Source organism: Methanolobus vulcani (assembly GCF_006546655.1).
GTDB lineage: Archaea > Halobacteriota > Methanosarcinia > Methanosarcinales > Methanosarcinaceae > Methanolobus > Methanolobus vulcani_A.
In genome coordinates this window covers 313,627-326,616 of record NZ_VIAQ01000015.1, presented here as the reverse complement: position 1 = coordinate 326,616, position 12,990 = coordinate 313,627, and the positions used below count along the sequence as shown (strand labels likewise).

At 39.8% G+C, this 12,990-nt stretch carries 14 protein-coding genes; 5 read left to right on the top strand and 9 right to left on the bottom strand.

Features of this window, described 5'->3' with window-relative positions; genetic code table 11:
- Positions 1 to 28 precede the first annotated feature (28 nt).
- Both tsaA and FKV42_RS09000 read right to left on the bottom strand, forming a co-directional pair.
- Positions 29 to 430: a tRNA (N6-threonylcarbamoyladenosine(37)-N6)-methyltransferase TrmO gene (tsaA, locus tag FKV42_RS09005; protein WP_154809887.1), complete on the bottom strand. Its 402-nt coding sequence runs from the start codon at positions 428 to 430 to the stop codon at positions 29 to 31.
- Between the two features lie 48 nt (positions 431 to 478).
- Entirely contained in the window at positions 479 to 1,090 is a 612-nt protein-coding gene (locus FKV42_RS09000) for a hypothetical protein (RefSeq protein WP_154809886.1), read from the bottom strand.
- A 639-nt stretch (positions 1,091 to 1,729) separates the two neighbouring features.
- Between FKV42_RS09000 and FKV42_RS08995 the strand changes: the two genes are divergently transcribed.
- From FKV42_RS08995 to FKV42_RS08985, 3 genes are read left to right on the top strand one after another with little or no spacing between them, the layout of a single operon-like run.
- Positions 1,730 to 2,245, top strand: a complete 516-nt coding sequence (locus FKV42_RS08995) for an ArsR family transcriptional regulator (RefSeq protein ID WP_154809885.1) — start codon at positions 1,730 to 1,732, stop codon at positions 2,243 to 2,245.
- Positions 2,242 to 3,030, top strand: coding sequence for a DUF7839 domain-containing protein (locus FKV42_RS08990; RefSeq protein WP_154809884.1), 789 nt, complete (start codon positions 2,242 to 2,244; stop codon positions 3,028 to 3,030). Before FKV42_RS08995 ends, FKV42_RS08990 begins: the two co-directional genes overlap by 4 nt.
- Positions 3,031 to 3,045: 15 nt before the next feature.
- Positions 3,046 to 3,579: a metallophosphoesterase gene (locus tag FKV42_RS08985; RefSeq protein WP_154809883.1), complete on the top strand. Its 534-nt coding sequence runs from the start codon at positions 3,046 to 3,048 to the stop codon at positions 3,577 to 3,579.
- A gap of 15 nt (positions 3,580 to 3,594) precedes the next feature.
- Here the strand turns inward: FKV42_RS08985 and FKV42_RS08980 are convergent, their stop codons facing one another.
- The 4 genes from FKV42_RS08980 to FKV42_RS08965 all read right to left on the bottom strand — a co-directional run bounded on the left by FKV42_RS08980 (position 3,595) and on the right by FKV42_RS08965 (position 7,475).
- Positions 3,595 to 3,825 (bottom strand): hypothetical protein, encoded by a 231-nt coding sequence (locus FKV42_RS08980; RefSeq protein WP_154809882.1) that lies wholly within the window; start codon positions 3,823 to 3,825, stop codon positions 3,595 to 3,597.
- 130 nt (positions 3,826 to 3,955) lie between these two features.
- Positions 3,956 to 4,522 carry an RPA family protein gene (locus FKV42_RS08975; protein WP_154809881.1) on the bottom strand — a complete coding sequence of 189 codons (567 nt, stop codon included), beginning with the start codon at positions 4,520 to 4,522 and terminating at the stop codon, positions 3,956 to 3,958.
- Between the two features lies 1 nt (position 4,523).
- Entirely contained in the window at positions 4,524 to 5,450 is a 927-nt protein-coding gene (locus FKV42_RS08970; protein ID WP_154809880.1) for a replication factor A, read from the bottom strand.
- A 189-nt stretch (positions 5,451 to 5,639) separates the two neighbouring features.
- Complete coding sequence (locus FKV42_RS08965) at positions 5,640 to 7,475, bottom strand: cation:proton antiporter domain-containing protein (protein ID WP_154809879.1); 1,836 nt, start codon at positions 7,473 to 7,475, stop codon at positions 5,640 to 5,642.
- Between the two features lie 385 nt (positions 7,476 to 7,860).
- Between FKV42_RS08965 and FKV42_RS08960 the strand changes: the two genes are divergently transcribed.
- Complete coding sequence (locus tag FKV42_RS08960) at positions 7,861 to 8,784, top strand: beta/alpha barrel domain-containing protein (RefSeq protein ID WP_154809878.1); 924 nt, start codon at positions 7,861 to 7,863, stop codon at positions 8,782 to 8,784.
- 198 nt (positions 8,785 to 8,982) lie between these two features.
- A complete protein-coding gene (locus FKV42_RS08955; protein WP_154809877.1) occupies positions 8,983 to 9,960 on the top strand; it encodes a sensor histidine kinase in 978 nt (325 codons plus the stop codon).
- A 42-nt stretch (positions 9,961 to 10,002) separates the two neighbouring features.
- Here the strand turns inward: FKV42_RS08955 and FKV42_RS08950 are convergent, their stop codons facing one another.
- The 3 genes from FKV42_RS08950 to FKV42_RS08940 form a co-directional block, all read right to left on the bottom strand.
- Positions 10,003 to 10,590, bottom strand: a complete 588-nt coding sequence (locus FKV42_RS08950; RefSeq protein WP_154809876.1) for a hypothetical protein — start codon at positions 10,588 to 10,590, stop codon at positions 10,003 to 10,005.
- A 129-nt stretch (positions 10,591 to 10,719) separates the two neighbouring features.
- Positions 10,720 to 11,592 (bottom strand): RPA family protein, encoded by an 873-nt coding sequence (locus tag FKV42_RS08945; RefSeq protein WP_154809875.1) that lies wholly within the window; start codon positions 11,590 to 11,592, stop codon positions 10,720 to 10,722.
- Positions 11,592 to 12,899: a Single-stranded DNA binding protein gene (locus FKV42_RS08940; RefSeq protein ID WP_154809874.1), complete on the bottom strand. Its 1,308-nt coding sequence runs from the start codon at positions 12,897 to 12,899 to the stop codon at positions 11,592 to 11,594. The genes FKV42_RS08945 and FKV42_RS08940 overlap by 1 nt, the downstream gene beginning before the upstream one ends.
- Between the last annotated feature and the right edge of the window lie 91 nt (positions 12,900 to 12,990).

Genomic DNA, 12,990 nt, shown 5'->3' with positions numbered 1-12,990 from the left:
GCAATAAGAGAAGTTTTTCTGAAAAATCTTATTGCGGGATATAAGGTTTGATATCCAAAACCGGAGTGCCATTTATTGCATCAAGTCCTTTTACGTGAAGAATATTATCATCTACTTTCAGAAGATCAACAACTGTAACACCAATTCCATTTGGTCTTTTTGGGCTTCTTGAAGCAAAAACACCGGCCACTTTTCCATCATACCTGCGCTTCTGCATCATGGAAAAGCCTTCAGAGAGATGGAAATAGAAGAAGACCTGTATTTTTTCAAAATCTGTAATACTATCCAGACCTTCAGCATATTCACTATTCAGAACTATCAGAGACTCTGTATCTTTTTTCTCTCTTGCAGAAGCAGGGCCAGAGATACTATTATTTACAAATCCAATTGGATGCATTACAATAGAAATATCATTGTTATTTTCAGACATAGATATCACATACCATAACAGTGACTATTCTTACTGGAAATGGGATAATCAACTGAAATCCTCTAATGAAGTGGACTTTGTTTTAGGGATCAGGCCGGTGAGGTCTACGGAATTTCTGAGAATCTTAAGAAGTATACAATTTGAATGCTTAAGAATAGTCTCATTTATTTTTCCTACCTCATAGACAGGGTCTGTGGAAGTTATCTTCAGTTTGGTTATTCCTGCTGCATATTCCTTGGAACTCTTTTCTGCAGGTTTTAGAACGCAATCCGATGACGAAAGATAATCAGTCAGACTTTTTTGGCCGATACCCATACGTGTAAATTCTTCCTTGAAAACCGGTCTTTCAACTGTCCTTGAAAGCACATAAGCTGCCACAGGAACCATGTAGGCAGACTCCACTGATCTTATATTTTCAGCTATTAGAGAATATATATCTTCAGTATCTGCCTCTTCTGTTTCTACAAGACTGTAGACTTTTGAAGGAGGAATCTCAACTTCATTCAGCTTTCTCAGATCCTTAAGAGCACGCAGATAACCTGTCATTACAAGGCGATGCTCATCAACGCCTTTGTTCTTAAGCTCCCTTGTGACTCCGCTAATAGAAAGCTGCCGACCTTTTAGGATATCGTTTATGAGTAAATAGATGCTATCGGACATAATAACTGTTTCATAATTGATAACAAACCTGATATATTTGCCGGTCTCTTTCAAATATAATTTAGCAGATAATAGGTACATTTAATAGGAATAATGACGTTATTAGGGTCCCTCATAAGAGGAGAAAATAGAGTTATACAGTATAAGTACATGCGGCTTTTACCTGCATGAAAGACGGTTCTCTCCTGTAACCTGTATACAACAGTACATCAGAGATATTTCTATGCCCTCATGGAATTTAAGGAATATATGGAATTTACCGGCTTTGTTAATGCGCTATTGAAACTGCAAATATCATGAATACCATATAATTATGGTGCAGGCCACAGCGCAGAAAATGCTGAATCGAACATTGTTTCATCATTTATGTATATTTCGGATGACAGGTGGATACGAACCAATGCACTTCATGAGAATGCTAAAGAACAGTTTGGAAGATACCTTCATTCAAAAGAGACAGTGGAAAGGCCAGTATGTATTTCGAAACATTATGAAATCACAACACATTTATTAAGTTTAACCTCCATATGATAGGTACTAAAAATAGACAACACATAGGCGATATTTTCGCATTTCATGGCTTTCTGTGCCTGAATGTGTCTATTTTGTACTGGTCCGTTGGCTATACGGGGTAATTAGATGAGTAAACGAACAAGAATTATCAATGATCCTTCCGAACTCGTACCTCTACTTCAGGTTTTTGGATCCCAGAGACACAAAAAAGTATTTGATGCACTTCTAAACCTTTGGATGACAAAGGAAGATCTTGAAGAGCTTTTAGGAACTGATGTGACAAAAAGTATCAGTATACTCAAAAAGAGTGGGCTTATCGAGAGTCAGTGGCATATGCCGGAACCCGGAAAGACACCTGAAAAAGAGTATCGTACATCTTATTCTAAAGTCCAGACAAATTTCCAGTGCTCTTTTGAAGACATGAGCGACATTATTATGCTCACTTTTATGCCATATGAAGAAGTAAAGGATGCCATTGAAGAACTTGAACAACTGGTAGAGCAGGGTAATGACTCTATGAGTAGTCTTACCAGAGCGTTAAACAAGAGCCCCTTGTATATTCGCGCAGTTGCCCGCAGATCCGATAAGCTTTCTGTAATGGGACAGAGACTCAAGGTACTTCAGAATGGAGAGGCAGAATGATAGAACTCCTTCACAGTAAAAGTGGCATTACTAAATTTCAGATCCTTATAGAAGTAGCTGCACATCAGCCAAATGTCAGACAGAAAGAGATTGCTGAGAAGATAGGAGTTACACCTCAGGCAGTTTCAGAATATATCAAAGAACTGGTTGCCGAGGGTCTTATCTATTCAGAAGGCAGGGTGCGTTATAGGATCACAAAGCAGGGTGTTGAATGGGTACTTGAGAATGCAGAAGACATGAAAAGATATGCACGCTACGTGATGAGTGACATCATTAGTCATGTCTCTACATGGACTGCAATTGCAAGGGAAGATCTCGAAGAGGGTAAAGAAGTCTACCTGAAGATGGAAAGTGGACTGCTTTATGTAAGCACCACAGATGTAACCAATGCAACCGGAACAACAATCTCTGCTGCAAAACAGGGCGAGGATGTAGGTGTTACTGACCTGATGGGACTTATCGACCTTGAGAATGCCAGCATTACTGTGTGCAGAATCCCCAGGGTTGAAAAAGGTGGCTCACACAATGTTGATGTTGAAAGACTCAGGGCACTTGCAAAATCAAAAGCATATATTGCTACAATTGGTGTAGAATCCCTGATAGCTCTTCGAAGAATAGACATGGAACCACATGTGATGTTCGGTGCAAAAGAATCTGTAATCGAGGCAGCATACCATGGCCTGTCATCACTTGTACTTGCCATTGACGAAGAAGTTCCAACCATACTCAGCAGGCTTGAGACTGAGAATCTGGAATACGAACTTGTTGATCTCAGCATACAATAATCCAATTGGGAAAACATGAAGATCATTATCATATCAGACACACATTCAAGTAGTGATAGTATTCCTGCCTACCTGTCAGAGCTTTTTGACAACTATGAAATGATCATTCATGCCGGAGATTTTGATACTCTTCCATTTTACAGGGCGCTTGAAGCTACAGGAAAGCTGAAAGCTGTACACGGCAACTCAGATGAACCTGCTGTAAGGGAGATTCTTCCTGAAAAGCTTATCTTTGAGGTTGAAGGAGTTAAGATAGGAGTAATCCACGAAGCATCACTTTCTATTGTTGATACTACAGCAACGAGATACATGGCCCTTGAAATGGGGGTTGATGTTCTTATATTCGGTCACCTTCACAGACCAATCATAGAAAAGAGTGATGTACTTCTGATATGTCCGGGATCACCGACTAAACCACGTATGTCCGATCCATGTGCAGTTGAACTGGAAATCAAGAATGGTTCAGTGACAACAAACATCATTCCAATAACCGGCCAATCCTGCGGCTATATTGATTTTTCCCGCAAACTTGGGGAAAATAGAAATTAACCAGTTTTTGAACTATTATTGACCGTTCACAGTTTCGGTTTTAAACATTACACCTGTGCCTTTTAGTGTCATCTGGATCTTGTCAGTAAAACGAAGGATATCATCCAGATTTACATTATTACCCCAGTCATAGACATAATCATAATTTCCCTGAACAGCTTTGAATCCAAGGGACATAAGACTCCTGTCTACTTCAGAAGGCAGGGCACCATTACTGTTGAACCAGAGTACTAAATAAGTCTTCATAACACCCACTATATAATCAATGCTAATGTTGCTTATGGGGGTTTTGGTTGGAAATTCCAATAATAACCAATTAGAAACAATCATTTCTGATGAAAAATAGATAACAATCAGGGAGCTTGCCCTGATTATGTTAGTATGTTTCCTTCAGGGATTTCAATGCCTGGGAAACCATTGAAGAATAATGTTTTGCATCAGGATCATAATACTCCTTTGCTCTCTGAGCATTTGGAGAGGAACCATCCAATTCTTTTATCCTGTCAAGAGTACATTTTGCGGTTTCGATTACCCACATATCCCTTGTCTGACCATCAACTATGTGAAGTGACTCTGGTCTTACTGATGTAAGTACATCGCCTTCGTTAGTGGTATAAGTGCTTGGCTTTCCGACAACCGCTACAAATGCTGGTGTTTCACATTCCGCAAGCACCTGTGCTGCTTCAGGCTGATACTGGCCTGCATATATGAGGAATGAACCGGTTGGATCGGTCACTCTTCCACGCCAGTACTCTGAATCAGTACCAATGTCTTCTTTTTCAATGAGAGTTCCTACTATGAATATCCGGTTCACTTTAGCACCGGTTGGTGTAAGAAGATATTGCGGAGCATACTGATCATCGCCGTCCTTAAAACTCAGATTGGATTCCCTGAATTCCTGTGCGAATATCCTTCTGGCAACTTCCCTTGTGTATCCTGCCATTTTAAATCACCTCTGCAGCTGCGATAAGCTCATCCAGCTCGGATGCATCGTATGTAAATGTAGGAGATATGGATTCCACAATCAGATATCTGTCAACCCTTGATCCTTTTACGTCATAATACCTTCCTACAAGTGAATCTTTCATTTTCTCAAGGACAACTCCCTGATCCAGAGCATCTGCGGCAAGGGTAATTGCGCTTTCCAGGGTCATGCCGGTAATTCCCTCCACAAGATCTCTTTTAAGAATTGCATCCTGTATTGAGCTGCCATCATCCATAACAGCCTTGATGCGCAGATCATAAACTCCGTCCACCTTCCCGTGTTCCATACATGCTCCTTTTGTCAGGGCACGGTTACACTCAGGACATCTCTTGATAAGTCCTGAACCTGACTGGATGTCAACCATTGCACCTTTGAACTCCACTGTGGCATTTCCGACTTCTATTTCTTCATCAAGAAATTCAATAGAACTGCTTTTGTTAACATTAAGCTGGAACTTACCGTTCCACTCATTCACAACCACATTCTTCAGGAGGTAGCTTTTTCCTTCTTCAACAGAGGAGACTCCTGCACTTTCCCAAATTGTGAACTTGATCGTTCCGGTTTCATCACCGATAAGACCTACCTGGGATATGGACTCATGTGTGTTGTCCCACAACTGGACGATCTTTCCCCTGATATTTGCCCACTTGCCATCATCCACGTCGGATATGTTGATAAGAGGAGATTCTGACTGTCCTGTGTAAAACTCGTTCCTCTTGATGTTGTATGATTTTAAAAAGTAGTTAACAACGCTTCTGCGTGCTTCTTCCCTTGGCACCTTGAACTTATTGATCATTTTGTCAAGACGCTCTTCAACATCCTCTATTGGGATCTCCACTCCAAGTTCGCTGAACCTGGCACTAATTTCCTGTGCTAATTGTTTCATTTCAAATCCTCAAGCCTCTTGTTTGTTTCATCTATGGAGAGGCAATACTTTGTATGCATCCGCCCTATATAACCTAATTCTAAGCTATGTGAAAGTAATATATAAAAGAATATTTGATGAGAAAAATAAAATAGACAATTAAAAAATTGAAATAAAAGAGACTGGATAACAGAATACTTCTGTAATCCATCATCTGTTAAGTATGTCTGCAACTTCTCTTGCAGCATCGTCCTCGCCAATAACTGTTACAAGGTCATCATATTCAAGAACAAGATTACCATTTGCAATATAGGATTTGTCACCTCTTCTGATCATGAGCAGAAGACTGTTCTCCGGGAGATTTAATTCCTTAATAGCTTTTCCTGCTACCTTGGGATTGGTGACCCGTGCTTCAAGTATCTCACCTTCTTCTCCAACCTCACACATTGAGAACATGGATGGCTTGCCCACCATATTATCAAGTACCAGTGCAGTGGTCATCTGGGGACTCATGGAACGGATAGACAGATCCCAGAATGCATGGAGATTCTCAACATTGTTGACCCGTGCAACTATCTGGTCTTCCTTAAGGTTGAACTTGCTCTTTGCAATCTGTGAAACCAGCAGGTTGGTGTTATCCTGGTCAGTAGTGGCAACTACATACTTTGCCTTCTCAATACCTGCTTCTTTCAGGACATTGATGTCCTCTGCATCGCCGTGGACAACACGGATTCCCTGCTTTAACAGGCGTTGGCACATCTCCTCTGAATTGTCCACTACAACAACATTCTCGCCTCGTTTCTCAAATCTCTCGGCCAGGATCTTCCCGACCTCTCCTCCTCCGATAATAAGGATCTCCATTGGTATAACTCCTAAAAGATTAGCTACTCTTCTTGCCAGTGTCCCGGTCATTATGACTGTAATAATAACTGTCAGGAATACAAGTCCCACAAGCATCTGGCCGCCTAATATATTCATTGAATCAAGCTTAAGTGCAAAGTATGTTGCAATTGATGCCGGAACAACACCTCTTGGTCCGATAAATGATATGAATAATTTTTCATTTGTCCTCATGTGTGAATTCACAGTTGACCCGAAAACAGCTAATGGCCGGACCAGGAATATAAGCAACAATACTACAATAATTCCTTTTACACCTATACCTATAATGTACTCAAACTTTAGCATGGCTGCCAGCAGGATGAAAATTATCGACAGCATCATCATCACAAGATCTGCCTTGAACTCTTTGAGTGCATTCTTATGAGGAATATTAGATGTTCCGGTAATAATACCAAATACTGCAACAGCAAGAATACCTGATTCGTTTCCCAGAAGCTCAGAAAGCACATAAGAGAACACAACAAGCGTCAATGTAAAGAATCTGGCAGTCTGATCCGTTACAAGGGAACCACTGGATAAAAAGCGTTTCAGAATATTCCCACTAACTACACCTATTGTAATACCAATAATCAGTCTTAGTAATATGAAAAATACAGCACTGAAACCATCAAGCTGTGAAACTATCCATTCAAACATAAACGCAGCAAGAATTACACTGGCTGCATCGTTGAAAACACCTTCAATCTCAAGGATCTTCCCAACTTTGTGATTTACATGTATGTTCCTGACAAGTGGTGTTATCACAGTCGGGCCTGTTGCCGCTACAAGTGAACCGAATAGTGCTGCAAGCTTAAATTCCACACCAAGTATAAAATATGTGATCAGTGTGGTACATGCAAATGTAATAAGAACACCAATTGTTGTAAGTTTGAAAGCAGTTTTCTGTATTGCACGGATACTTTTTATATCAATATGCAGACCGCCATCAAATACGATAACAGCAACCGAAAGAGATACGATAGCTGTAAGTCCGTCACCAAAGATGGAAGGATCAATTATGTTTAGAACCTCCGGACCTGCAAGTATACCCTCCAACAGGAGAAACATGATTATTGGCACTTTAAAGTGCTTGCTGAGGGTCTGCGCAACCATACTCATAAAAAGGACTGAAACAACTATCTCAAGGAAAAATATTGAGTCCACACTTATACTCCGGTAGTCTACAAAATATTAAATTGGATTTAATGATACGTTAATTATTAAGTAAGTAATAATTATCTGATAGATCTGTAAATATAAAATATTAATGCAAAAATCCATATCAAAACTGGGAAATCCACATCTATAGACAAATAGCTATTCTTTAATTTCAGAAAAATAGTGCACAAATAAAATTCATTATTCTAATTGATCGCTGACCAATGCGGGAAAATAATTATACTAAATAAATCGTTTTATTAGTTAGTTCAATTTCAATCTATTTAAAAGAAAACTTTCATATTAGTGTTAACTACACAACAATTAAAATAGAAAAACGTGATTTAGGGTACTAGAAGACAAGACCAATTAATAAAGCTGAGTGATTTAAATGGCCTTAATGAAAGAAGAAGATATTAAAGTTCCACTGGATGTACCGCAGGATGCACGTGAAACGTATATTAAAAATTATATGAAGATCACATCAAACAGCGGAAATATGATGCTCTTTGCAGGTGACCAGAAAGTTGAACACCTCAATGATGATTTTTTTGGAGAGGGCGTCCCTGCAGATGACAACGACCCGGAACATCTTTTTAAAATAGCTGCAAATTCAAAGATTGGTGTTTTTGCAACACAGCTGGGACTTATTGCAAGATATGGAATGGATTATGCAGATGTACCATATCTCGTCAAAGTAAACTCAAAATCCCACCTTGTAAAAACAAATCAGGATGACCCATACAGTGGTCAGTGGTATGACATGGAGCAGGTAGCACAGTTCCGTGACAACAGTGGACTCAACATTCTTGGTATTGGCTACACCATATACCTTGGAAGCAAATATGAAGCTGAAATGCTCTACCAGGCTGCACAGCTTATTTATGAGGCACACCAGTTTGGAATGGTAACTGTTCTCTGGATATATCCAAGAGGAGAAGCAGTTGCAAACGAGAAAGACCCACACCTTATTGCAGGTGCAACCGGTGTCGGTGCATGCCTTAACGCAGACTTTGTAAAGGTGAACTATCCAAAAGCTGAGGGAATGCCGACTGAGGAATCATTCAAGGAAGCCGTTCTGGCAGCTGGCAGGACAAAGGTTGTTTGTGCTGGCGGTTCCAGCGATGATCCAAAATCATTCCTTGAGAAGCTCTATGCCCAGATCCATGTCAGTGGCGCATGTGGTAACGCAACCGGAAGAAATGTACACCAGAAATCCCTCGATGAAGCCGTCAGAATGTGTAATGCAATCTATGCCATAACAGTCGAGGATGCATCTGTTGAAGATGCTCTGAAAATATACAACGGCGAATAATTCTTATTTTGCATGGTTATAACCATGCATATTTTTTCATATTGTAATATTATTAGTTTGTGCTATGGTTTTTTGTTTTGGGCATATTGTAAACACATACTGAATATTAATGAAAGATAAATAGATGCAAGTATATGAGAATAATTATATATAAATTGAAAAGGAAATTGAGTTCCTATAAAGAAAAACAGGCTCATCATGGATGAAAGATATATTAACTTAAGAAAAGAAACATATACAAAAAGAATTGTAACTGATACAGTTCTACTTGTTGCCGGTATTATCTGCATATTATTTTTTTCATTGATAACCGATCTTTCATTCATTTTTTCAGATACTCCATGCCCACTTGAAGATTGGACAATGGGACAGGTACTGATAACTATCACAGTTGTCATGGCAGCATCCTTGATATTTGCATACAGGAGATATCATGACACCCGGGATGCAATTAAGGAATTCAATTCTATTGATGCCATCAAAGAAGAATTCATTGCAAACCTTCGGCATGAACTCAAAACTCCACTTGTACCAATCAGAGGTTACTCTGAAATCCTGTATGATGGAAGCCTTGGCGAAATTAACCCGAAACAAAAAGAAGCAATCAAAAAGATGATCGATTCTTCAGAAAAGCTGGAGAGACTCATTGATTCCCTAATCTTTATAAGTGTTGCAAGGTCCGGAGATATCGAATACTTATTTACAACGCTAAAAATCGATGATATTGCAACAGGAGCTATTGCAGATATAGCTGACCAGCTCAACCAGAGAGATCAGGAGATAGATATTGATATCAGACCTGATCTTCCATATATTGAAGGTGACAGAAAATACCTGAAGGAAGCGTTGATCCAGATACTGGAAAATGCCAGTAAGTTTAGTCCGAATGGACAGAATATACAATTAATAATCCACGAAGGTTACAAAAGTCTTCACATAAAGGTAATTGACAGGGGAATTGGAATACCTGAAGAAGAACTTGAGAACATATTTGCAAGGTTCTATCAGGTAGATGGTTCAAAAACAAGACGTTATGGAGGAAACGGACTTGGACTGCACATTGCAAAGACCATAGTGGAAGCTCACAGAGGAGACATCTGGATAGAAAGTGAACCGGAACTTGGAACAACTGTACATGTGAAACTGCCTACTCCAAATCACGGATTCAAAAAATAGAAAAAATATAGAGAAATAACTGCCAATGCAGCTATTTAGGATTTAATCACAGGAACAATCAAAATCAAATCCCAACAGGAATGTACCTGTACCGTGGACATTTTCAAGTCCCATTTTCTCCTTAAGGTACTCATCACTTGGCGGGGACGGGGAAGCAAGTATTACATTGCAAACCTTATCAACTGCCTCTATGTCTGCACATGGTTTTGGAGGCAATACGACGATAAGAGGATTGTTCTTGACATCCATCTTTTTAAGGACACTTGTGTCATATATCACAATGTTGCCGATAACAAGCTTGTCCTTGCATGATTTTACTTCTTCAAGTTTGGCCTCATCATCCACATCCTGACCAACAACACAACCATCATGCATAAGAATAACATTCGGACCTTCTGGCCAGCAGAAATCCATGCTTGTGGTAAAAGCAAATATAACATTATTCTTCAGAACTGCTTTTACACCTTTATTGTCACCTCTGCCAAGTCCCATGAGAGTCATTTCATCAGCTTTCTTCTCGAGTTCTCTGATAATCTCCCTGTCCTCTTCGTTAAGCAGGAGGGTATTTCCTACACCCTGCATCTGAATTATACTGTTTTTTACATTCTCTATAATCTCATCATGTTCCATAAATACCCCTTCATAATATGAGTAAGCAAAGCAGATATGTCAATAACTCTTCAACAGTAATATTCCGGCATACTTAAGCATATCGCATTAAAACTATAAAATTTCCGCACCCAAAATATAGACAGCTTGCTAGTGTATCACTTTGAAAACACCAGCTCGGGGTTCATAAAGATGACCTTTTGAAAGAAGTATCTTCAATGTGGAATCTGCAAGCTTTTCCGGAATATTTCTGGAAATTGCTTTGTTAATAAAAGCAATATACTCAAATCCACTGCCATCATCAAGTTCCTCGGCAATCGACTGGACCTCAGCTTCATAATCTATCTCTTCAGCCTTGTTGCCGGATTTTCTTATTGAGCAGAGGGCTTTCCTGACATCATCCTTCAATGAATTATAATATTCTGCATCCTTGTGATAGTAATCAAGTGAAAGACACATACCACTTGCAGATGATTCTGAAACACCGCTGTCCAGTATACTGTCCATAAGTTTTCCTTCTACAGTACCACCTGAAAAGAACTTGTCAAATTCATCAAGACGATTAAGTGTCATTTCGGCAGTATCTACAATCCACCTGTCACGGATGGATTCATCAACATAATTTATCTCCTCCGGACGTAGGGAAACAAATACTGAACCATCACCGGGCTCGTATGAACGAACTTTTCCTAGTACCATCACATACGATGGAACCTGTATCGTTGACAGGAATACGGATGCTTCCGGCTGGTAACTTCCAGCGTAAATGGTAAAAGCTCCTGTAGGATCAGAAATGCGTGCTCTCCATAACTCACGCTCACTGCCTTTTTGCTCAGAGAGCCGATCCACTTCGGTCACAACACCCACAATGAAAACCCTGTTCACTTTAAGACCAGTCGGACTTATAAGAAAATTAGGTGAATAGATATCCTGATCGGATGGCGATGATGAAGAATATAAATGGAAGCGTGAATCGTTAAACTCCCTAGCAAACATCCTGTATGCAACTTCTCTTTCGACCATTACTCATCACATCCTGTACCTATTCTTTCCAGAAGATCTTCAATATGCTTCTCAACATCATTTTCCGGAACCCATACAGACCTGGCAACAAGCGAAACCCCAAACTCGTTACGGGATGAGTTCCCTCTGGCTGCAATATATTTGCCGGTAAGTACTTTTTTCATGTCTTCGAACACTGTATCACCGGAAAGTGAACTCTGTGCCATCTTCTCGGCATCATGCATGCTTTTACCATAAACTGCCTCAGAAAGTTCCCTGTTAAGAATCAGGTGAACTGCACCTGTTCCATCATCAAGAATAGCTTTTATGCGCATGTCAGTCAGACATTCCACTTCACCGTGAGAACGACAGGAAGATTTTTGTGTTACACGATTACATTGTGGACAGCGCTCGATAAGTCCTGAACCGGACCTTATCGATATAATATTTCCACTGACAGTCACATCGAACATTCCTTCTTTCTCAAGGAGATTTTCAATGGCAACCGAAGAACTTGCCCTGCTTACCGATTCCATTGTAAATGGCAATTCAGATGTATCTGAGATTTTTTCAATGGAGGTTGCATCCGTGAAATTTATGGATGGAAGACCCCTGAATATTCTCACAGAAGCCCCTTCAAAACGAATGTAATCACCAATGTCAGGCCCTCCCAGAGGTACCCATGAAGTGAAAGGTAGTTTTCCAGTCTCATCTGCCAGAACACCTTCAACGACAGTTACTTTCTCACCTTTGAGCATTATCTCACGGTGATACATCTCCACGATCAATACAACTGAACTCACAAGTACATCGGCAGGAACAATATTACCCAGTTTCTTGAGATTTGAATGAGACATCTCTTCCGATTCAGGAAGTTCATTATCCTGAAGATAAGTTATTGTCGACCTTTTTCCAAAATAAAGTTCAGGCCGGTTGTTCCAGAGACGTGTATAGGCATTTTTAATGCGTATTGCATCTCCTGGTTTTAATGACATATCATCCCAGCATGTGAAAGAACAGATGCCAGTTCCATCACCAAGAGTTCCTGAAAATATGGTTTTCTGCTCACCCTGTATCGATACGGTCTTTTCAACAATATCGATTATACGTCCGCTTATTTCGATGCCATTTAATCCCGGGGAGAGGTCTTTGACACTTACTGTATTAGATGAAACTGAAAGATACTTAGCTTTAATCATCCTCTTGGCTTCATCCAGCGGAACACGATATTTTAAAAGTTTATCAAGCTCTCTGCTGATCTCTTCCCTGCTAATGTTTCCAAGCGCCATGGTTAATTCATCTATATGTGGCGCGATTTTCTCGTCCATAGGGATTCTCCTTTTATTGAAGTCTCCATAATTGTATTCCCTGATTGGCAATAAAGATAACTTAACGTGAATTCTATAATCAGGAATGTTT